27 protein-coding genes are annotated in these 17,795 nt (G+C 57.7%); 11 read left to right on the top strand and 16 right to left on the bottom strand.

Features of this window, described 5'->3' with window-relative positions; all coding sequences use genetic code 11:
- The first annotated feature begins 90 nt into the window (after nucleotides 1-90).
- Nucleotides 91-336: a hypothetical protein gene (locus ABE456_RS04280; RefSeq protein WP_346642864.1), complete on the top strand. Its 246-nt coding sequence runs from the start codon at nucleotides 91-93 to the stop codon at nucleotides 334-336.
- 2,586 nt (nucleotides 337-2,922) lie between these two features.
- On the opposite strand, the gene ABE456_RS04275 is transcribed toward ABE456_RS04280, so the two are convergent.
- The 8 genes from ABE456_RS04275 to ABE456_RS04240 form a co-directional block, all read right to left on the bottom strand.
- Nucleotides 2,923-3,984 (bottom strand): tyrosine-type recombinase/integrase, encoded by a 1,062-nt coding sequence (locus ABE456_RS04275; RefSeq protein ID WP_346642863.1) that lies wholly within the window; start codon nucleotides 3,982-3,984, stop codon nucleotides 2,923-2,925.
- A 1-nt stretch (nucleotide 3,985) separates the two neighbouring features.
- The gene (locus ABE456_RS04270; protein ID WP_346642862.1) at nucleotides 3,986-4,231 is read right to left on the bottom strand and encodes a DUF4224 domain-containing protein; all 246 of its coding nucleotides are present in this window, start codon (nucleotides 4,229-4,231) and stop codon (nucleotides 3,986-3,988) included.
- Between the two features lie 82 nt (nucleotides 4,232-4,313).
- Nucleotides 4,314-4,664: a hypothetical protein gene (locus ABE456_RS04265; RefSeq protein ID WP_346642861.1), complete on the bottom strand. Its 351-nt coding sequence runs from the start codon at nucleotides 4,662-4,664 to the stop codon at nucleotides 4,314-4,316.
- Nucleotides 4,661-5,053 (bottom strand): phage protein NinX family protein, encoded by a 393-nt coding sequence (locus ABE456_RS04260; RefSeq protein ID WP_346642860.1) that lies wholly within the window; start codon nucleotides 5,051-5,053, stop codon nucleotides 4,661-4,663. The genes ABE456_RS04265 and ABE456_RS04260 overlap by 4 nt, the downstream gene beginning before the upstream one ends.
- On the bottom strand, nucleotides 5,050-5,562 hold the full coding sequence (locus ABE456_RS04255; RefSeq protein WP_346642859.1) for a hypothetical protein: 513 nt from the start codon (nucleotides 5,560-5,562) through the stop codon (nucleotides 5,050-5,052). The genes ABE456_RS04260 and ABE456_RS04255 overlap by 4 nt, the downstream gene beginning before the upstream one ends.
- Nucleotides 5,559-5,888, bottom strand: a complete 330-nt coding sequence (locus ABE456_RS04250; protein ID WP_346642858.1) for a hypothetical protein — start codon at nucleotides 5,886-5,888, stop codon at nucleotides 5,559-5,561. The genes ABE456_RS04255 and ABE456_RS04250 overlap by 4 nt, the downstream gene beginning before the upstream one ends.
- Nucleotides 5,885-6,085 carry a hypothetical protein gene (locus ABE456_RS04245; RefSeq protein WP_346642857.1) on the bottom strand — a complete coding sequence of 67 codons (201 nt, stop codon included), beginning with the start codon at nucleotides 6,083-6,085 and terminating at the stop codon, nucleotides 5,885-5,887. Before ABE456_RS04245 ends, ABE456_RS04250 begins: the two co-directional genes overlap by 4 nt.
- A gap of 81 nt (nucleotides 6,086-6,166) precedes the next feature.
- On the bottom strand, nucleotides 6,167-6,796 hold the full coding sequence (locus ABE456_RS04240) for a hypothetical protein (protein WP_346642856.1): 630 nt from the start codon (nucleotides 6,794-6,796) through the stop codon (nucleotides 6,167-6,169).
- A 153-nt stretch (nucleotides 6,797-6,949) separates the two neighbouring features.
- Between ABE456_RS04240 and ABE456_RS04235 the strand changes: the two genes are divergently transcribed.
- Nucleotides 6,950-7,798, top strand: a complete 849-nt coding sequence (locus tag ABE456_RS04235) for a hypothetical protein (RefSeq protein ID WP_346642855.1) — start codon at nucleotides 6,950-6,952, stop codon at nucleotides 7,796-7,798.
- Nucleotides 7,799-7,883: 85 nt separating this feature from the next.
- On the opposite strand, the gene ABE456_RS04230 is transcribed toward ABE456_RS04235, so the two are convergent.
- On the bottom strand, nucleotides 7,884-8,663 hold the full coding sequence (locus tag ABE456_RS04230) for a DUF2786 domain-containing protein (protein WP_346642854.1): 780 nt from the start codon (nucleotides 8,661-8,663) through the stop codon (nucleotides 7,884-7,886).
- Nucleotides 8,664-8,809: 146 nt separating this feature from the next.
- Here ABE456_RS04230 and ABE456_RS04225 point away from each other — a divergent pair, with 146 nt between their 5' ends.
- On the top strand, nucleotides 8,810-9,433 hold the full coding sequence (locus tag ABE456_RS04225; RefSeq protein ID WP_346642853.1) for a hypothetical protein: 624 nt from the start codon (nucleotides 8,810-8,812) through the stop codon (nucleotides 9,431-9,433).
- Nucleotides 9,434-9,659: 226 nt separating this feature from the next.
- On the opposite strand, the gene ABE456_RS04220 is transcribed toward ABE456_RS04225, so the two are convergent.
- The 7 genes from ABE456_RS04220 to ABE456_RS04190 all read right to left on the bottom strand — a co-directional run bounded on the left by ABE456_RS04220 (nucleotide 9,660) and on the right by ABE456_RS04190 (nucleotide 12,968).
- Nucleotides 9,660-10,118 carry a hypothetical protein gene (locus tag ABE456_RS04220; RefSeq protein WP_346642852.1) on the bottom strand — a complete coding sequence of 153 codons (459 nt, stop codon included), beginning with the start codon at nucleotides 10,116-10,118 and terminating at the stop codon, nucleotides 9,660-9,662.
- Nucleotides 10,115-10,384: a hypothetical protein gene (locus tag ABE456_RS04215; protein WP_346642851.1), complete on the bottom strand. Its 270-nt coding sequence runs from the start codon at nucleotides 10,382-10,384 to the stop codon at nucleotides 10,115-10,117. The genes ABE456_RS04220 and ABE456_RS04215 overlap by 4 nt, the downstream gene beginning before the upstream one ends.
- 19 nt (nucleotides 10,385-10,403) lie before the next feature.
- A complete protein-coding gene (locus tag ABE456_RS04210) occupies nucleotides 10,404-10,787 on the bottom strand; it encodes a helix-turn-helix transcriptional regulator (protein WP_346642850.1) in 384 nt (127 codons plus the stop codon).
- A gap of 146 nt (nucleotides 10,788-10,933) precedes the next feature.
- Nucleotides 10,934-11,128: a hypothetical protein gene (locus ABE456_RS04205; protein WP_346642849.1), complete on the bottom strand. Its 195-nt coding sequence runs from the start codon at nucleotides 11,126-11,128 to the stop codon at nucleotides 10,934-10,936.
- The gene (locus ABE456_RS04200; protein ID WP_085664697.1) at nucleotides 11,125-11,562 is read right to left on the bottom strand and encodes a tellurite resistance TerB family protein; all 438 of its coding nucleotides are present in this window, start codon (nucleotides 11,560-11,562) and stop codon (nucleotides 11,125-11,127) included. Before ABE456_RS04200 ends, ABE456_RS04205 begins: the two co-directional genes overlap by 4 nt.
- Nucleotides 11,563-11,899: 337 nt before the next feature.
- The gene (locus ABE456_RS04195; protein ID WP_346642848.1) at nucleotides 11,900-12,151 is read right to left on the bottom strand and encodes a DUF1654 domain-containing protein; all 252 of its coding nucleotides are present in this window, start codon (nucleotides 12,149-12,151) and stop codon (nucleotides 11,900-11,902) included.
- Between the two features lie 166 nt (nucleotides 12,152-12,317).
- On the bottom strand, nucleotides 12,318-12,968 hold the full coding sequence (locus tag ABE456_RS04190) for a S24 family peptidase (RefSeq protein WP_346642847.1): 651 nt from the start codon (nucleotides 12,966-12,968) through the stop codon (nucleotides 12,318-12,320).
- Nucleotides 12,969-13,028: 60 nt separating this feature from the next.
- Here ABE456_RS04190 and ABE456_RS04185 point away from each other — a divergent pair, with 60 nt between their 5' ends.
- From ABE456_RS04185 to ABE456_RS04150, 8 genes are all read left to right on the top strand, one after another.
- On the top strand, nucleotides 13,029-13,268 hold the full coding sequence (locus ABE456_RS04185) for a YdaS family helix-turn-helix protein (protein ID WP_346642846.1): 240 nt from the start codon (nucleotides 13,029-13,031) through the stop codon (nucleotides 13,266-13,268).
- 140 nt (nucleotides 13,269-13,408) lie between these two features.
- Complete coding sequence (locus tag ABE456_RS04180) at nucleotides 13,409-14,266, top strand: replication protein (protein WP_346642845.1); 858 nt, start codon at nucleotides 13,409-13,411, stop codon at nucleotides 14,264-14,266.
- Entirely contained in the window at nucleotides 14,256-15,050 is a 795-nt protein-coding gene (locus tag ABE456_RS04175; protein WP_346642844.1) for an ATP-binding protein, read from the top strand. The genes ABE456_RS04180 and ABE456_RS04175 overlap by 11 nt, the downstream gene beginning before the upstream one ends.
- Nucleotides 15,050-15,346 (top strand): DUF1364 domain-containing protein, encoded by a 297-nt coding sequence (locus ABE456_RS04170; RefSeq protein WP_346642843.1) that lies wholly within the window; start codon nucleotides 15,050-15,052, stop codon nucleotides 15,344-15,346. The genes ABE456_RS04175 and ABE456_RS04170 overlap by 1 nt, the downstream gene beginning before the upstream one ends.
- A complete protein-coding gene (locus ABE456_RS04165; protein ID WP_346642842.1) occupies nucleotides 15,343-15,771 on the top strand; it encodes a VRR-NUC domain-containing protein in 429 nt (142 codons plus the stop codon). The genes ABE456_RS04170 and ABE456_RS04165 overlap by 4 nt, the downstream gene beginning before the upstream one ends.
- A complete protein-coding gene (locus tag ABE456_RS04160) occupies nucleotides 15,768-17,057 on the top strand; it encodes a site-specific integrase (RefSeq protein ID WP_346642841.1) in 1,290 nt (429 codons plus the stop codon). The genes ABE456_RS04165 and ABE456_RS04160 overlap by 4 nt, the downstream gene beginning before the upstream one ends.
- Nucleotides 17,054-17,374, top strand: coding sequence for a hypothetical protein (locus ABE456_RS04155; protein ID WP_346642840.1), 321 nt, complete (start codon nucleotides 17,054-17,056; stop codon nucleotides 17,372-17,374). The genes ABE456_RS04160 and ABE456_RS04155 overlap by 4 nt, the downstream gene beginning before the upstream one ends.
- A gap of 11 nt (nucleotides 17,375-17,385) precedes the next feature.
- A complete protein-coding gene (locus tag ABE456_RS04150) occupies nucleotides 17,386-17,727 on the top strand; it encodes an antiterminator Q family protein (RefSeq protein ID WP_346642839.1) in 342 nt (113 codons plus the stop codon).
- Nucleotides 17,728-17,795 lie beyond the last annotated feature (68 nt).

Genomic DNA, 17,795 nt, shown 5'->3' with positions numbered 1-17,795 from the left:
TACACATCCGGATCGGCCCTTCTAGGTATTATTAATAATAGCGAGTTTTGAGCGACCGATATAAACTTTCTAAACGATCATCAGGAGCATGTGCTTGGTTATAAAGCCGCGATAGAATATATAGAGGCCTTAAAGGGGGTAGAAAATGATCCTGACTTTGGGGAGTGGCTAAAACAACTTTATCAACAGTTGATTAGTTCGTCTAAGGCGAACGTTATCGATCGTCAGACTTACATTGTATCTTTCTCAAAAAAAATGACAGTATCGCTCACTGGTTCAGTTATTGCGAAAAAAATCAAGGCTACTGCATTGAGTTTGATGAAGAGGAATTTATAGGTGAAGATGCTGATTCAGAATTCATTATCAGGTTTGAAGATGTAAATTATGCTGACGCGGAAGCATTTTCAGAAAACCTGAGCAGGGTAATATCTAGGGCTTCGATTATTGAAAAAATGCTAGATGGGCAAAAAACTGCAAATTTAATTGGGCTGGATGTTCAGGATCATGATAATGCGCATGTAGATAAATTCATTATGAGTTTTTCAAATGATTTGATGCGAGGTCTTTTCTCCAGGCTGATAATTTCTAGTTGCTCCTATAAAGATAAAGGCTTTGCGCATGAGGATGAAAGACGACTCCTCATGATTCAGAAGAACATAAGTTCTCATGATGAATACAAGTCTGTAGGGATGAGGTTTAGAGAAAGAAATGGAGCCATCTACCCTTATGCACCACTCAGCTTTAACAGGAGCAGTATCAGAAGTATTGTGATCGGGCCTTGTACGGATTATGAATTTAAAAAGGCTGGGTTGCTTAAGCTTTTGAGTTTTCACGGGATTGATTGTGAGGTGAGGCCCTCGGAAAGCTCCCTGCGATTTGCATGATTAAACTTCTGATTATTCCCCAGATTCCCCTACCACTGCTTATAGGCATTGGTAGGGTTGAGAAGGCCTGCGTACTCCTTCACCGTTTGTGTGGAACAAGCAGTTAAATAGCTCGCTGTCGACGGCACAGACGCCGAAGCTATGAGGATGTCGCTGCTACGGACACGAAGTGACCGCCTATTTCTCACTTCCAGATGTGGCGATGCCTCCAATGGATGAGCTCATCTGCCAGACGACGCATCTCTCGAGCGGCATGAGAGGGCGGTGCGAAATCCATAAATGCGCTGAAGTATCCATACTCCTGTCCTGGTGAAGGAGCGTCTTCAAGCATTTCAATGGCGATCCGGTAAGCACCCGTCAACTCTGTATGCAGTGGAGGGAGCTTCAGTGAGTCGACTAGTTCAGCTCATCACAGTCGTTGTAGGTCGTGATCCGCCAACCCTCTACATCGACTTGGAAATGGCATGGTTAAAGCTGCTCCCAGGACTGGCTACCAACCTTGGTCATTGCCCGTCGTCCGAACACGACCTCGCGCAACAGCTGGCATACCTCTCGAGCTGTTAACGCATTTACAGATATGTTATCGCATTAGTGTTGAGCCATAAGCCTAAGTCCCCTCGTCAGTCTGATCAGGATATTACTTCGCGAGGCGCCTGGCTGGGATGTGGTGGTGCAGTGGTTTTTTGACCGTAGAGTACATTTGTACTCCAGGTGGCTTGGTGGCTCTTTAGTGAAATCACGGCGCCACGTCACCCACCCCGTAGTACGTCGTGACTGACCAGGGCTCACAACTTCCGCGTACTCCTCCCTCCCTGCGCGATACTGCCTGAAGCCCAAAAACCCTCGCCAATCCCCGAAGGGGCTACTGCCGCTGTAAGATCCTGTAGAGGAATCACCGACAGATCTGGGGATAGAACGGTTCGTGTGATCCAGAAACGAAAACCCCGGCTCGAGGCCGGGGCGGGTGTTTCGTGGTCTACGCAAGGAGTCGTAAGCTTTCGCTCATTGGAGCTCAGTGCCAACCATTTCTCAATCCTACGGCGGTTGATACTGATGTCAACCCTTTTTATACAGGCCACTGGCCAGTAGGAAGCCGAGCATGCCGGACACCGTACAATACAGACCCCATCTGAGCGACGAGCTCATCAACTCTCCTGTGGAGCTCCAAAGTTTGCGGTGTTCTTTATTCCTTGCCCAGCGCTGCGGAGGTACCCAAGCAGTTCTCCTGAGGTCGTTCAGCAATTGATGAAGGCCGACCAGGCCGAGTTCATGTTGGAGGCTAGCAATCGGCCATCAAGGCGCCTATAGCCCATGCAGCCAATCGGGTCGTATGTCCCGAAGACGGACATCCTGGCATTTCATGAGGCCCCTAGCTGACAGATTTTCGGTTACTCAGAGATTGATGATCTCCGCCAAGCAATGGGTGTAAACATGGCCGTGCACGGACACCATCATGATTGTGTGCATTACAGGTCTGAATGGCTGAAGCCGGGATTTGAGGCTCATGGCGTGGCCTTCCGAATCATTATGGACATATACGGCTTGGTCATCAGCTGAGGGGGAGAGCCGCTTCGTAAAACTCATCGGCGCTACGGGCTCGAAAAGACCTGTTGGATTGTTGCCAGACCTTTTTGCTGACCTGCGCAAAGGGGGGCTCGCGATGCCTCTCGCGCTCATTTATCGATTACTCGCACCCGTCCTCCTTCCGTATGGTGGCAACGGGGGTATGTCTGAGATATCTGAATTGAAGCGAACGCTTTCGGGTAAGCGTGCAGTCAGCTGCACGCTTGAAGCACCATTCAGCATTTGCGATAAAGGCCCGATTTTGTTAGGCTAGAGTGGCATAAGCGGAAGGAGATCAAGAGCGCTAAGATCTCCGAAAGGGGGGAGAACCTTGGATAACGGTTCGAATCTCTACGCTTCCGCCATATTCAAAGCCCTGATTATTCAGGGCTTTTTGCGTTTCTGGGGTATAGAAAAACTACCCATGCGAACACCCTTGGGAATGGTTTATATCGGAAGCGCTTCCGATACTTTCCTACTTGGTGGGTTTCGCCAAGGCTCCAACTCGGCGATAAACACGCTCTGTAATGTCGCCCTTGGTGTGGCCCAGCAGAAGGCTGGCGTGGTCGACGTCGGTGATTTCCGAAGCCGCTTTAGGACGGATGTCGCGGAATTGGAACTGGCCGATCCGGCCTGCTAGAACCTGATCGCCTGCGGCTACTGCTTCTTTCACGGCGTCCTCTCGGGCATCGTCCCAGCGATGGCGAAGCATGGCGGCTGTGACCCGCTTGCCTGCCTCTGTTAGCAGCAGGTAGGGGGATCCATGCGATGCGTTCCTTTCCATCATTTTCCGGATCAGTGCGCCCAGGCCGCTCTCGACACCATCCACCTCAAGCATGATTCTCAGCTTCTTGTGGGTCTTCTTCTGTTTCACGCAGAGGGCTTTATCCTCGATGTCGTCCCTTCTCATCACCAGTACGTCCGCCGGACGCTGGCCCGTCAAATACGCCAAGTCCATGGCGTCCTTCAACTCACCCACTGCTTTCGCGTAAACCGCGCTCCAGATCGCATCATTCGCGTAGAAGTCCCGCGGCAACTCTTTGTTCTTGCGCACCCCCTGGCAGGGATTTTCTTTGGTGGTGAGTCCCCACTCCCGTGCCATGTTGTACACGTGGGAGAGCAGGGCGATTTCCCTGTTTGCGCGTACCGGCGCCGAGCGCGCATCTCGGTACTGGGCGACAAGCGCAGGTGTAATTGCTTCGATGGGGGCTTTGTCGAAGAACGGCCGCAACTGGCGGAGCTCCGCCAGGTTGTCTTTCTGCGTGCGCTCGCCTTTCTTGGGGATAATGTCGCGCGCATACCGATCGAAGATCGCTCCCATCAGTAGCAAGTCACGCGGTTTTTCCCGGGCTTCCAGTTCGGCCCATTTCATCCTGGCCAGACTGAGGTCCGTGCCCAAGGGAATTTCCTTGCCGTCCTTATCGCGGTAGTAATAGCTGACCCAAGCCTTGTTCGGGTTCTTCTTGCTCTTGCTGGTGCGCTTGCGCCGATACACGCCCGGCGGCAAATCCCTGTTCTCTGTGCTCCTGGGGCGCATATCACCTCACCTTAGAAAAATCCGGCGTCCACGCCGGTACGGGTGGCGGGGGCGGCGGTGCCAGCGGCACCACCTCAAGGGTCACGCCCAGCTTCATTCGGGCATACTGGCGGCCCACCAGTGGCCGGCCGCCTCGGCTCTCGACGAAGTGCCAGCCGCGTTCGCTGAGCCAGCGGCGCTGCCAGCCCCTGGCTTTGTAGCCGGTCAGGTCGGCCAGCTCTTCATCCGAAAGGATCTCGGTTTCCATGGGATGGTCTCCACACCGCCGGTGGCGGCAATAGCTCTCCATGCCCGCGCATGTCGGCGGGCTTGAGTTGTAGGGGGAGGGGTTACAGCAGGTGGGCGCCGGCTTCGAGCAGGCCGTCGCGATCTTCCCGCAGCCGTTCGGCCAGGTGCCAAGGCGTCCAATAGCCATCCTCCATGGGTACGGCCAAAGGCTGCTGCGGGCCGTTCCAGCGAAGCCCAAAACGGGGGAGGCCACCACCTTCAGGTGGGCGGGGTGGCATCGCCGGCTGGAGACCTTTCAGATGCTCGATCTCCTCGAGCAGGGCCAGAATGTGCTCGGGTTCGCACTCGCTGTAGAGTTCGGCCAGTCGGCGGCCTTCTTCCGCTTCGTCCGCGCATTTGGATGGGGCGCAGGCCTCGGCCAGCGCCTTGAGGTGCTCTTTATCGATGGTCATTGGCATAGCTCCTTCGGCACCTGGACGGTATCGCCGAGCGTCACCGCGACCACGACCGCGCAGCAGGCGATGGTTTCGGTTGCGCCGCCCATGACCACGTCTTTATCGTCGGTCGTCTTCCAGGCTGCCCAGCAGTCCCCGCCGCTTTGGGGCGCGTGCAGGCTGATCTGGTGTTTGCGGATCAGGCCGCCGGCCAGCGCCCAGTTTTCGTGTGGGTCATAGCGAACATCACGGATGGTGACCTCGCCGGTGTAGCGGGCGAACACCCGCCACGGGTTGCCGTAGATGGGTGGTGCAAGGCGAACGTCCAGGCCTTCTGCCTTGCCGACGGCCCAGGCCAGCTGCTCGCCGACCAGGTCGGCAGTCTTCACTTCGATCAGGTCGGTCATGGCTGCACCGCCTGCCAGAACGGCCCATTGTTGGTGACCAACCCCTTTCGCTTCAGGCGCTGGCATGCCTTGCTGATCTCTTCGCGAGACTCGCGGATGGCGCCGCGCATGGCGTGGGCAGTTGATCCCTCGATGCCGATCAAGTGCCCCAGAACTCGCTCATCTGTCCCGCCGACGAGCATGCCTTGGCCGTACTTGGCAGCCACCGTTGCAACTGCCAAGCGCAGTGCGTTCATCCGGGCTGCGGGTTCGTCTGCATGCGACACCTCACTTTGCTTGAAGCCGACATACGGCACATGGGCTGTGGCCCGAGCAAGACTGTGCAGGCAGCAAATGTCCATCCGCAGCTTCGCGATGATGAGCATCGTCTGCCGGTCGTCCTGCATTGGAAGCCAAACCTCCCGCCCTGTTTCGGGATCGTCGTAATAGAAGGCGTCACTGCCGCGCCGGTACTCCAGTTCGAAGCCCATGGCCTTGGCAGAGAGCTTTATGATTTCGTCTTCCGTCACAGCTGATACCTCTCATCAATCCAGCGCCCAGGCGCCAGTGCGGGTGTAGGTTCGGGTTGTGTTTCGTGCGGGGAGAGCTGGCGCTGGTTGCCGGCGTTTTCCCTGAATAGCTTCTTGCAGGCCTCGGACTTGCCGAGATCATTGATCAGGCACTTCTCCGGCTCTGGCGGGGCAAGCATCCAGTTGGGCAGGCAGGCCATGCCGCTATCCGACTGGCAACAGGTGACGGCGCGGGCCTTGTCTTCCTTCACTTCCAGGTGGCCGGGTTGCTCGATGCAGCCGGCCAGGGTGGCCAGCAGCAGGAGGCAGAGGGCGAGGCGGGTCATTCCGGCACCTCGCTGTTTTGCAGCAGGAAGATGGTCGTGATCGCGCAAGGCTTGCCGTTGTCGGCATTGAGCTTGGCTTCCATGCTTAAAACCTGCTCCCTGGTGGGCGCGTCGTCAGTTTCCCGATAGTGGAAGAAACGGCCGCCACCTCCGGAGCACAGGTAGCCAATCAAGTAGGTCCGCTTGGGTTGAGGCATAGCTTCGCCTTGGCCGCCATATCGCGGCAGTGAATAGAGGGGAGAGGGGTTACAGCCGGATGGAGTACAGATGTGCTCTTGTCAGGATTTGGCGCTGGTGCGCTCTGTCGCCTGACCGCACACATCGCACGGGCGATCAGTCGGTTGCTCAAGCTGGCATGGTTGGCACGACCAGGTCGGCGATATTGGCTCTGCACTGGCCTTTATCTGACGCCATTCATGCAAGGCCGATAGTGCGTCATGTATCGTCTCCTCACTCATGGAGTACTGATGCGATGCAAGCGCTGGCGAGAGGTAGTAGTACATCCTGTCCAGCAGGGCATCCCGCTCGGCCAACTTGGCGCGCAGGGTTTCGACCTCATCCATGCAAGTTTGCGCAAGATCCTGATTGGCCTTGCCCCATGCCTTCAGCCGTTCAACCTCGCCTGGATCAGCAACAGGGCCGATGGCAACTATCGGCAGCCCAGTCGCCGCCGCATCCCGCTCCGCCTCTTCTTTGGTCCACCAGATGGCAGTACCAACCATCCACGCTATCGGCTCGGCGTGGGGCTGCGGGGCTGGCTTGGCCAACAGGGCTCGGAAATGGTCGCGCTCAGGCTTTGCAGCCTTGAACGCTGAAGCCGCGTGGTCAAGGCGCAGTTGGATGCGCTCGGCCAGCTCGCGCGGCACGCTGACCATCTCGGTGTTGCTGGATCGGTTTTCTGTGGGCATGGCTGTACCTCGCCGGGTTGGTAGTCCAGTTGATATGAATGGTAATCTCGCGTCATACCAGTCTTTCGGATCTAATAAGACTGACGGCCGGCGCGGAAATTAGCTCTAAACGCGAAAGTTTTGTGCCAAAAATAGTTGTTATAGGGTGTTTGAATGCGTAGCTGGATTCGAGAATGGTTCCGTGCTTTATTGGTGTGCTCTCGTGAGATGATGCCTGTAATGATTGGGGTAGTATTCTCTCTTGTGTGCATCTTGTTCATGTGGGGCGGCGCCCTAAAGGTTCAAACCATGCAGCTAGCAGACTGCATACAAGTGGTTATTATGCTATTTATTGCTGGCACGATGGTTGTTGGCATTGGATCTTATAGGCATGAAAAAGAGTATTCGCAATCGGCTACTAACTTGGAAAGTGCTTTGTCGTTGATTGATAGAGCAGCTAGTGTCCTCGTGTCCGATGGCAGATTAACTAACGACAGAGTTGCGTGGGTAACCTGTGCCCGCTTGATCTCTAGAGCTGAGGCGTTGAGCAGCAAAATCACAACTGAAACCCATAATTTGATTTTTGAAGCTGAGCGTGACTTCCAGCGGCACAAATTCCATGATTTGTTGCGGCTTGATGGTGATGAAATTTGTGGTGCTTTTTTTTGCGGCGGCGTGCAAGGTCAGACCATTGGTGAGGTTGTTAGTAGTCCTGCTCATCCAGAAGGCGGTAGAAGTTGGATTCCCACGAGGATAATTAATGTGGTTTATACCTTCATGAGCTTTCCGGTAGGTTATGAAGATCCGTTGCGAACTGCTGAAGACTTTGGGGTGAAAGAGCGTAATCGTTTATTTAATTTAGGTCATGAGGGTGTTAGGGAATATCTTTCTTTTAGAAGTAATTTCCTTGCGATAGGTAAAAAAGTCCTCAGGAGAAGTGATCTTAAGGGGGCGCGGTTGAGCGCGGAGGAAATTAATGACGCGATAGCTGCCGATCTGCTCTTTCTCGAGATTGAAGACTGACTGGATGTGCTTCCCTGCGGCGCGTATCGGATGCTCCATCCGCCGAGGCCGGCGAACAGGTCAATTGCTGTGGTCATGGTGTGCCTCACGCGCCTGTCAGCTGGAGCTGTGTTTCGCCGCCCGTCGGCAGGCCAGGGTTCAGCTTGACCCGTTGTCCGGCAAGCATTCCTGCGATCTGAGCTGCCATGTCGAGCTCGATCGGGCGCGCCTTGCGTGGCTTGCCAATTTCCTTGCCGGCTAGGTACTGCTCGATCAGTACATTGTCCTCGCTCTCCACTGCGACGAGGTCGCTCCCATTGGAGTGCTGTTCGATGGCCGGATCTTCCTCGCCGCGGGGCACCAGTTCATGGATCTTGCCGTGCACCGCCGAAACCCAGGCGATTGCGAAATGATCGCCGGCTGTCTCAGGGGAGTAGGCGCTGCGCCGCTTGCCGGTTCTGATCTGGGCCACATACTCGCGTCGGGCCAGCGTGAGCTTGGCGAGCAAGGCCTCATAGGCGTAGATCGCGATTTGTGGCGCAGGCGTAACGCCGACGAACAAGGCGCGTTCAACCATTCGCCCGGAGGTTTTGCACCAGTGCCTATACGAGAGCGGTCGGCAACCAAACACCCTGGCCACGATCCCGCTGAGGTGCCGATCCCAAGTTGGTCGCCGGTTCGCCCTGGACTTCTCCGACTGGACCTCATCCACATCGCTCAGCCGCACATCCAGCTCGGTGAGGCGATACTCACGCATGAGTGCCTGGGCTTGGCGCATTGCGGTGGCGGCTTCGTGCTCGTTCGAGCTTTTGGAAAGGGCCAGGCAGCGCTTGATCTTGCGGATGACCCGCTCGAGCTTGCTCTCGTCGTGCTGTTGTTCGGTCATGTCATTGTCCTTGCGTGCAGGCGCCGCCCTCGCCGGGGAGGCGTTATCGTTGAATAGGGGAAGGCGCTGGCGGGCAGCGCGAAGGAGAAATTGCACAACTGAGGCGCAGTGGCTATTGTGCAGTCACCAAGCCGGAGAGTTAGCTGATGGAACTAGCAGAAACAAAATTGGCTACATTGTTTTATCATGAGATGTTGTGGCTATCTCACTCTATAGTTAGGAAGTGCGAAGAGATTTTTTCAAAGGCTAGTGTTCCCGAGCAAGGGTACATGATCCAAGTTGACCCTGAGGTGCACTCGAAGATTGCGTCCGTATTGTCAGATGCGGCAAACATCAAGAAGTTGATTCAGACGCAGGGTGTCAAGTTAAAGGGCGAGAATGCGGTTCGATTCAAATTAAGAAAGGATAGGGCTCGCGAGCTTGCTCAAGCGCTTGCTCCTCTTGAGCTCACCGAAATTTTCAATCACAAAGTTAGAAACACTCTAGAGCACTTTGATGAGTATCTAGATGAGGCTAACTACGATCTATCTAGAAAACCCGATCTTGGAACCATGGCAGCGTACAATATGGTTATCTCTCATTGGGAGGTCACTGAGCCTAGAATTTATCCAATTAGATTGTATGTGTCCTCTGAGAGGAAATTCTATAATATGAAGTGGGCTGTTGATATCGGCCTAATTCACAAAGAGGCGAATCAGATTATCGATGAGCTGAATAAGATCCCCGACTTTAACAATCTAGAGCCAGGAGGGCTAATGATTCGGGTCTGAGATTTGTTTTTTTGGGTCAAAGCAGGTGGCACCTTTAGACGATAAACAAATGTCATAGTGACAATAGACGGGCTTCGCGCTGCTCCGCAGTCATCTTGTCCCTCTCGCGCTGTTCTTGCTTGCGCTGGGTTGGCGACTTCGCCATCGCTGATACCTCCCAAGCCGCTGGGCGGCAGATTGATGTGCTGCTGGCGTCGGCCGTGCCGGACGCGGGCGGTGATGCGTTTCATGCTGCTTTCTGCTGATTCCAGGCGCCGACGATGGCAAAGATCTGGGCTGCCTCTGCTTCGTCGAGCGTTGTGTCGGTAGGAATGGCGATCCAGCCGGCCGCCACCAGGTGTTTGGGATTGGCTGTGGCCCGCAGGTCGGTGTAGGTAGCCTCGATCACATCGGTCAGGTGCTCGGTCCGGTAGTTGCCCTGTGGCGCGACCTCGATCGATTTGTGGTACCGCTCGCCGAACTCCGTCCTGCACAGCACGCTGAGGTAGATGGTCCAGCGATGCGGGATGTCGCAGACGGCGTCGACGACCTGGCGCACCCGGATCTGCTTGAGGTTCTTCCAGTTGAGTAGCACCTGCTGGCCGCTGGGGTCGATATTCACCACGGCTGCATGGTTGGCCGACACCAGGGCTCGGCAGGTCCGCTCAAGGCGTGCCCGCATGTTGTGGGGCTTGCGCTTGCTCATTGCAGGCCGCCTTGCTTGCTCGCCGCCCCGGCTTCGAAGGCATCCACGAAGCGCATCGCCGTTTTGTAGCTGTAGGCGAAGCCCTGGACAGCGCCGGTGGCGATCTCGACCACATCCCACATGCCACCCTTGCCTGATGCCTGGTAGCGCGGGGCTCGCTGGCCGACCTTGGCGTGCGCCTCGATCCTGGCTGACTTGCTGCGCTCGAGCAGGGCCGCGAGCACAGCGCGTTTCTCCGCGAATGCGGGGTGCATTGCTGTCTGCATGGGGTGATCCTCAGGTGGGTCAGGCGTGAAGTTCCAGGGCCTCGGCCTTGCGAACGATTCGAACTTGGGCGGTGCGGCGCTCAGGCGCGCGGCGGTCGCGGCGCATCGGGTCGCTGTCGTTGATCACCGCATGCATGGCGATGAGGCCGGCGAGGGCGATGCAGAGCGGGCTAATGATCTGGCGGCGCATGGCCTCGGCGACCATGGCTGCGCGCCTGGCCACCTTGAGCTTCAGCATTGCATCGCCGATGCGCTTCTCTACGCCGCTTTCGCTGATGCCGAAGTGCTTGGCGATCTCCTTCGTGGTGAAGCCCTGGGCCACCTCCAGAAGGCATTGCAATTCGCGAGGCGCCAGGCCTCGGCCGAGATGGCCTATCCATGCGCCGATAGTGATCGTGTCCATGATTTGCTCTCGCGGGCTGGCTGCATTGGTCGTGACGCTCGCTGCCGTTTACCTCCCGGACCAGGGGAGGGCGAACGTCACGACCGATGCAGCCTGGTGATGGGGGACCAGGTGAATCGGGCAGTTATCGTCAGGCTGACGCAGTGCTACTGCTGGGTGCGCAGTTCGTTACGTGGCACCCATCCGCTGCTGGTCTTGACCATGCAGCCGATGAATGCGGCATAGCGGGTGTCGCGCTCTGTCTGATGGCCATACCAGGCGCAGGTCCCGTAATCGATGCCGCGCATGACCAGCCAGACGACGGCGATGGCCATGATCACGAACGATCCGATTCGGATCACAGGTAGTCCTTCAGGCTGAGGCCCATGAGCTTCGCCGACTTCTCAAGGACAGCCATTTCCTTGTCGTCGATGTCGCCAGAGGCTTCGGCGATGGTCAGCATGACGTTGAGCACGATGGCGGCCTCTTCGGGCGAGTGCGCCAGGTCCTTCAGTTCCTTCTCGGCGTTCATGCGCAGGATGCGGTGGCCGCCGTCGTGGAAGTCCTTCTCGGCGCGGTCCATGGTGTTGGACAGTTCCGGGCCGAAGCCTTTGAGCTGAGGCGTATTGGCGATCAGCTTCTCGGTCTTCTTGATCTCGTCCTCGCCGATATCGCCGTCGGCTGCAGCGACGTAGAACGCGCCGTACACGATCGCCTGCATCAGGTCGCGGTTCTGAACCACCTGCATCGCAGCGCGGGCTTCACGACCTTTCTTGCCGAACAGTTTTCCAAGCATGGGGTGTTGCTCCGTGGGGTTGATTTCCCGTCTGGCCCTGTCGCCAAGGCCAGCCAGTGAAATCGGTGTTGCTCAGCAAACCTGCGGGCCGACATGTCGAGCGAGGAAGCTTGCTGCGTTGCGTAACGGCCACCAGAACTCAATTGCCGGATTCACTCGGCGCCTGGTGGCTCATCTGTTGGTTTTTAAAGAGCGGTGGCTGCCGAAGCTGCCTGCGTATCTGGCCGATGGTTATCCGGCGTTGAGGCAAATATAGGGGAACACATATTTTCTGTCTATGGGTAAACACATAATTTTATGTGTGGGCGATAAAAAGCCCGCGCTCGGCGGGCTTCACTCAAACCAAATCGACGTATTCTCGCCAGGCAATTCGGATTAGCCCGCGATCAATGCGCTCTATTCTGATGCCGTTCGTGTCCTCCAGCGCATCAAGCAAGCGTGCCCAGTCAGCGTCTGATTCTTCAGGCGCGGGCTTCACATCCACATACTGCCTTTTTTGGACGTGCGGCGATGAGATGAGCCCCTGGATTCGGTATCCGAGGCGCTCATAAGACAAGGATGGGGACTGGGTGAAGGCTAGGAAAGGCATGCGGGACTCCATGTACTGTACATGTATACAGTTATATGGTCTTGGCCGCTTTTACAAGAGAGGAAGACATGTAATGTCTCTTTACACGACAATGAAACGAGCATGATTAGAACATCGCGCGCAGAAAAAAGCCCGGAACAAGCCGGGCTTTATTGGTGCTGAGGGGTCAGAGCTTCATCATCGCTCTCACAACGACGCCAACAATGCGACAACCTTCGGCACACATCTCTACTGGATAGGCTGGGTTCAAAGGCTTAAGGAACCGACGACCGCCGTCCTCCACAAGCTTTTTGAAGGTGGCTTCATTGCTGTCTGCAAGCTTGGCGACAACCAGTTTTCCAGAGGTTGCGTCTGCTTCGGTGTCAACCAAGATCATCATTCCCTCCGTGATGCTTGTCCCCACCGGAGATGTCATGGAGTCACCCTTGACCTCAAGCCAGAAAGCAGCCCCTTTCGAGTCGTAGTCAGAAACTTCGTAACGATCGGAAAACCCGGGAGGGAATGGCTCCACTGCCTCCGCCCAGGCACCGGCAGCTACCCAGCTGATGACTGGATATCGAAAAGAGGGTTGATCTATGGTCGCTACGTTCGATGCTTCGCCAGAGGATGCATCCAGCATTTCGCCAGCGCCTTTCTCCAGCCAAAGCGCTGAAACTCCGCACGCTTTTGCAATGGATGCATTGTAGGAGGAGCGCCCAGATCGGCCTCTCTCCAGGTCGGAGATAGAGGCCTGATCGATGCCCACGGCCTTGGCCAATTCAACCTGGGTCAGCCGGGCATGCTTTCGAGCTGCTTTAACGCGGTCTTTATATTCCATCTGCTGATTATTACGGGGCTGCCCATATTGTTGCAAATGGGTGTCCCTATAGCCTAGGATATGGGTATTCACATATGGAGAGGCAGCATGAACGCCATCTTTAAGGACCTCGTTGCCTTCTTCGGGACGCAAGAGGTTACCGCCGAGAAGCTCGGAGTTGACCAAAGCACTGTCTCCGGATGGGTGCGAGGAAAGCACGGGATGTCTCCAGTAGTTGCGAAGCGGGCTGATCGGCTTACCGGTGGCAAATTCAAGAAAGAGGATTTGTGTCCGGCGTTCCCCTGGGAAGACGTCGCCTGATGACCTGAATTATCACCCCGCTGGCTTTGCGCCAGTAGTGTCACGGTCCTGCTGTTCATTCATCCAGTTGATGAATTGAGGACGAAAAAAAACCGCCTGGCAGGGCGGCTTTCTCTACAGCTTCAAAACGAGATTCAAGCATGACAAACATCGTCCCACTTGACAAGTCCAGGGGGTTCACCCGGATGGACAACCAGCTCATGGATGGCCTGCTGGCTATCGATCTCCCGGCCCGGGAGATGAAGATTGTGCTGTACGTGGCCAAGGCCACTATCAACTTCGGGGCGGGCGCTCAGCGCATCCCGGCTACCGACATCGCGAAAGCTATCCACGCTCACCCTGACACCGTGTCGAAGGCGGTTTCCAGCCTGCTGCGCCGTCGCGTGCTGTTCCGCGAGGGTGGTGCCCGGGGTGACATCGGCGTGAATGACCCGAAAGACTGGGTATACGTGGTTGATCCGAAACAGACCAAAACGTCTGATTCGGCTGAAGTGGTCCGAATCGGCGAAGAGTCGAAACAGACCAAAACCGCCGACTCCCTTCTTTATTCTAAGAAAGAAACCCCCTATGTAAATCTTCCTTCGGAAGATGTTACATGCCCCCCCAGTGAATCGGGCCAGGCTCCGGCGAAGGCTGAGCGCAAGGCTCCCTTCGGCAGGGTCGCGATGCTGGCCGAAAACCCGCACGGCCTGAGCGAGGCGCTGATCGCTGATTACTTGGCTATCCGCAAGGCCAAGCGTGCGCCGCTGACTGCTCGCATCTGGTCGGCGCTGAACTCCAAGCTCGAGCAGTGCAAGGCCTTCGGTGTTCAGCCCTGCAGGGCGATGGAGATCGCCATCGAGAGCGGGTGGCAGGGCTTCGAGGTGGAGTGGGTCACCAAGCGTTTTGCATCCCAATCGCCCGCCCAGGGCAAGCCCAACAGCCGTCATCACGGCTTCAACGACCGCGATTACCACGATGGCCTCATTCCACGGGAGGATGGCTCCTATGCGTTCTGAAAAAGTGGTCCACCTGTCCAGTATTGCCGGCCCGCAGGTGACCTCCATGGCCATATGCGAAGAGCATGGCCCGTATGAGGCGACCACCCACCAGGTGCTCAGCCACACATTCCGCTCGCCGTGCCCAGGCTGCAAGGCGACGCAGGTCGCCAAAACCCAGGCCGAAGACACCAAGCGTCAGCGCGTGGATCTGGCCTACAAGCTAGGCGACTCGCTGATTCCAAAGCGCTTCAAGGACAAAACTTTCGACAGCTACGCGGTGAGCTGCGAAGGCCAGCACAAGGCCAAAGCACGCTGCGAGCGGTACGCCGCCGAGTTCGAAGCCAACCTGGCATCGGGCCGCTGCCTGATCCTGGTGGGCAACCCCGGTACCGGCAAAACGCATCTGGGCGTGTCGATCGCCCAGGCAGTCATGGCCACCTCCGCGCACACGGCTGCCTATCGGACTCTCGGCGGAATCTTGCAGGCCATTCGCGCAACGTTTGATGGCAGCTCCGGCCAGACCGAGGGGAGCATCCTCGACGCGTTGATTCGCCCATCACTGTTGGTTCTGGATGAGGTGGGAGCGAGCAAGGAAGCCCCGAGTGATTTCGAGCTAAGCCGGCTGTTCTCAATCATCAACGGTCGCTACGAGCGGATGCTGCCGACCATCGTGATTTCCAACCTCGGTGCGAAAGAGCTCCCGGTAGCGATGGGCGAGCGATCGGCCGACCGGCTGCGGGAGGGCGGGGGCATCGTCCTGCCGTTCGACTGGGCATCCCACCGCGGCCGGGAGGGGATCTGATGCGACAGTCCAAGCTGACCAAGGCCGCGCGCGGCCGGGAGTGCCAAGTGCGCATCCCAGGCGTTTGCAACGGTAATCCGGAGACCACCGTGCTCGCACATTACCGCCTGGCTGGCACCTGCGGCGTCGGGAAGAAGCCTCATGACTTGCAAGGCGCCTGGTCCTGCAGCGCCTGCCACGATGCCTGTGACGGGCGTAGCCGCGCCGTGGATCGCGATACCGCCCGCCAGTATCACGCCGAGGGCGTCATGCGCACCCAGGCGCTACTGCTCCACGAAGGGGTGCTGATCGCATGAATGCGCCCGCCATTCGACCGTTCAAGGCCAGGCCGGCCCGCGCCAAACCGGTCGACCGGGAAGGGCAGGAGCAGGCTGCCCTGCTCGAAGAGATCCAGCTGCGCTACCCCGAAGTGTTCGAGCTGATCTACCACGTCCCGAATGGCGGCCACCGGCACAAGGGCGTGGCGCTCAAGCTCAAGGCCCAGGGCGTGAAGGCCGGCATCCCCGACTTGGTGCTGACCATGGCCCGCGGCGGGTACTTCGGCCTGTACATCGAGTTCAAGGCGACGGTTGATCCGGCGCCCGTCTCATTCAGTCAGAAAGCATGCATTCGCCGACTGAACGACCAAGGCTACCTGGCCGTTGTGTGTCAGGGGCATTTCGACGCCATGGAGTGCCTGAGGGCGTACCTGGCCCTGCCAAAAACGGAGGTTTCAGCATGACCAACACCGCCGCTGTGAAAATCAGCGATGCAGAGATTCGCCGGCAGGCCGCCGGCCAGGTGCGTGACCTGCGCGCACTGGGCAATCACGGCCTGTACTTCCGGTTCCACCGGTCTCGGGAGCGCGGATCCTGGTACCTGATCCACAAGGGCAAGTGGAACCTGATTGGCTCCTACCCCGAGCTGAGCGCCGCCAAGGTGGCCGCCGCGCTGCCGGATATCCGCCTGCGCCTGGAGGCGGGCGAGGGGTCGAGCCTGTCGAGCTGGGTGCTGACCGGTGAGCTGCTGGCCTGGTTCGCTGAGCGCATGTCCCGCGATCGTAACCTGTCGGCAAAGCGCAAGAGCACGGCAGCGTCGGCGATCAAGCAGCACCTGGTGCCGCGCCTTGGCCAGATCCCGCTGGCCCAGATCGACAAGGCGCTGCTCGACCGCGAGCTGATGTGGCCGCTGCAAGAGACGCTGTCGATCGACTACGTGCGCCTAGTGTTCCAGCTGTTGGCCCTGTCGTTCCGCCAGGCCTTCAAGCTGGGCCTGATCAGCTCCAACCCCATGGCCGGTATCCGTTTTGGTGACTTCTCCAAGGCCAAGGTCACGGTCAAGCCGTCGCGGCTTCGCGGCGTGCACCTTGAAGATCTGATGGTCCGCATGAAGAGCACCCTGGCGCACCGCCCGCAGCATGGCGTGCTGGCCCTGATGATGCTGTGCCACGGCACCCGACTGGGCGAGACCCGGCTGGCCCGCTGGAGCCACATCAGCCTGGCGGAGCGGGAGTGGTTCATTCCGGCCGAGCACACCAAGACCAGCGTGCAGCACCGCCTGCCACTGACCGACCAGGTGCGATTCCTGCTGATGGCCTACCGCGAGATCCAGCGCAACGAAGGCTACGACGGCGAGTTCCTGTTCCCGGGGCGCCAGGGCAAGCCGATGAGCGAGGCCAAGGCGTCCGCTGTGTTTACCGTCATGGGGCAGGGCGAGTGGACCAGCCACGACCTGCGCAAGCTGGCCCGCACCGGCTGGGCTGACCTGGGCGTCGACCACCTGGTGGGTGAGCTGCTGATCAACCATGCCATGGGCCACAACGTGAAGGTGTACGTCCAGTCCGACATCATGGGCCGCAAGCGTGAGGCGCTGGAGAAGTGGCACGCACACCTTGATCAGAAGGGTTTCGAGTCGGTTCACGGCTTGACCGGTGATAGATCCGTTGATTCAGGGATTCTCTCGCGGGCCGCAGAGCGCGCGGGGTTCGCCGGACTTCCGGTATCCACCATAAGCGAGGATTCAAAGTGACAGGGAAGAGCCATGGCCCTGCCTTCAAGAAGGCTGTGATCAAGTTGGCTCAGTGCCCTTTGTGCCGTGGGAGAGCGGTCACCAGGGGTGTGTTCTACGAACTGCCATGCGACCACTGCAACGCCTCTGGCTTTGTGGTGGCTGCAACAGGCGAGGCCTTGGCCCTGGATGAACTGGTGACCCAGCTCAGCATGGCGCTGCAGGCCGCGCACCGGCAGATCGAGCAGTTGAAGAACCCTCAGGCATCCGGGCCTGAGGCGACATATCAAGGAAGCAACCAGCGCGGCGCTGGCGGCACCAACTACACCGGGGATTGAGGGGGAAGGACATGAGCAACGTAGAGAAGTCGGCCGAGTATCTGCTGGAGCACTGGGGCCGCTGGGTTGTGCTGGGATCAGGGGTCTCCTGCTGTGCATCGCGAGAGAACACCATTCTCGATCCAATGATCACGGACGACGATGCTCTGTTCATTGATCGCCTGGTCGGTCGGCTGAGCAAGCGCTACCCCGAGTGCGGCCAGGTCATCATCAAGTACTACACCTCCCGCGACACGTCGCTCCTGGTTGTGGGGAAAAAGCTGGGGTTTGGAGAGGAGAAGACCCGCCAGCTGTGGAAGGCCGGAGTTGCTTGGATCGACGGTGCGATCGACATTCGACGTGAAGCCGCTTGACATCCCCGGTCCTCACCCTTATCTTTCGTGTTACTTTGCGGTAGGTGCGCGAGAGCAAACTCGCCATC

Origin of the sequence: Pseudomonas sp. TWI929, assembly GCF_039673335.1 — a bacterium.
In the GTDB taxonomy this organism is placed as follows: Bacteria; Pseudomonadota; Gammaproteobacteria; order Pseudomonadales; family Pseudomonadaceae; genus Aquipseudomonas.
The sequence above is the reverse complement of the archived record's forward strand: the minus strand, read 5'-3'. Positions and strand labels throughout refer to the sequence as shown.

What these genes read in the sequence shown, in the direction of transcription:
- ABE456_RS04275 (WP_346642863.1), bottom strand. Translation starts at nt 3,984, where the DNA reads ATGCGCCCCAGGAGCACAGAGAACAGGGATTTGCCGCCGGGCGTGTAT.
- ABE456_RS04270 (WP_346642862.1), bottom strand. Translation starts at nt 4,231, where the DNA reads ATGGAAACCGAGATCCTTTCGGATGAAGAGCTGGCCGACCTGACCGGC.
- ABE456_RS04265 (WP_346642861.1), bottom strand. Translation starts at nt 4,664, where the DNA reads ATGACCATCGATAAAGAGCACCTCAAGGCGCTGGCCGAGGCCTGCGCC.
- ABE456_RS04260 (WP_346642860.1), bottom strand. Translation starts at nt 5,053, where the DNA reads ATGACCGACCTGATCGAAGTGAAGACTGCCGACCTGGTCGGCGAGCAG.
- ABE456_RS04250 (WP_346642858.1), bottom strand. Translation starts at nt 5,888, where the DNA reads ATGACCCGCCTCGCCCTCTGCCTCCTGCTGCTGGCCACCCTGGCCGGC.
- ABE456_RS04245 (WP_346642857.1), bottom strand. Translation starts at nt 6,085, where the DNA reads ATGCCTCAACCCAAGCGGACCTACTTGATTGGCTACCTGTGCTCCGGA.
- ABE456_RS04240 (WP_346642856.1), bottom strand. Translation starts at nt 6,796, where the DNA reads ATGCCCACAGAAAACCGATCCAGCAACACCGAGATGGTCAGCGTGCCG.
- ABE456_RS04235 (WP_346642855.1), top strand. Translation starts at nt 6,950, where the DNA reads ATGCGTAGCTGGATTCGAGAATGGTTCCGTGCTTTATTGGTGTGCTCT.
- ABE456_RS04230 (WP_346642854.1), bottom strand. Translation starts at nt 8,663, where the DNA reads ATGACCGAACAACAGCACGACGAGAGCAAGCTCGAGCGGGTCATCCGC.
- ABE456_RS04225 (WP_346642853.1), top strand. Translation starts at nt 8,810, where the DNA reads ATGGAACTAGCAGAAACAAAATTGGCTACATTGTTTTATCATGAGATG.
- ABE456_RS04220 (WP_346642852.1), bottom strand. Translation starts at nt 10,118, where the DNA reads ATGAGCAAGCGCAAGCCCCACAACATGCGGGCACGCCTTGAGCGGACC.
- ABE456_RS04215 (WP_346642851.1), bottom strand. Translation starts at nt 10,384, where the DNA reads ATGCAGACAGCAATGCACCCCGCATTCGCGGAGAAACGCGCTGTGCTC.
- ABE456_RS04210 (WP_346642850.1), bottom strand. Translation starts at nt 10,787, where the DNA reads ATGGACACGATCACTATCGGCGCATGGATAGGCCATCTCGGCCGAGGC.
- ABE456_RS04200 (WP_085664697.1), bottom strand. Translation starts at nt 11,562, where the DNA reads ATGCTTGGAAAACTGTTCGGCAAGAAAGGTCGTGAAGCCCGCGCTGCG.
- ABE456_RS04195 (WP_346642848.1), bottom strand. Translation starts at nt 12,151, where the DNA reads ATGCCTTTCCTAGCCTTCACCCAGTCCCCATCCTTGTCTTATGAGCGC.
- ABE456_RS04190 (WP_346642847.1), bottom strand. Translation starts at nt 12,968, where the DNA reads ATGGAATATAAAGACCGCGTTAAAGCAGCTCGAAAGCATGCCCGGCTG.
- ABE456_RS04185 (WP_346642846.1), top strand. Translation starts at nt 13,029, where the DNA reads ATGGGTATTCACATATGGAGAGGCAGCATGAACGCCATCTTTAAGGAC.
- ABE456_RS04180 (WP_346642845.1), top strand. Translation starts at nt 13,409, where the DNA reads ATGACAAACATCGTCCCACTTGACAAGTCCAGGGGGTTCACCCGGATG.
- ABE456_RS04175 (WP_346642844.1), top strand. Translation starts at nt 14,256, where the DNA reads ATGCGTTCTGAAAAAGTGGTCCACCTGTCCAGTATTGCCGGCCCGCAG.
- ABE456_RS04170 (WP_346642843.1), top strand. Translation starts at nt 15,050, where the DNA reads ATGCGACAGTCCAAGCTGACCAAGGCCGCGCGCGGCCGGGAGTGCCAA.
- ABE456_RS04165 (WP_346642842.1), top strand. Translation starts at nt 15,343, where the DNA reads ATGAATGCGCCCGCCATTCGACCGTTCAAGGCCAGGCCGGCCCGCGCC.
- ABE456_RS04160 (WP_346642841.1), top strand. Translation starts at nt 15,768, where the DNA reads ATGACCAACACCGCCGCTGTGAAAATCAGCGATGCAGAGATTCGCCGG.
- ABE456_RS04150 (WP_346642839.1), top strand. Translation starts at nt 17,386, where the DNA reads ATGAGCAACGTAGAGAAGTCGGCCGAGTATCTGCTGGAGCACTGGGGC.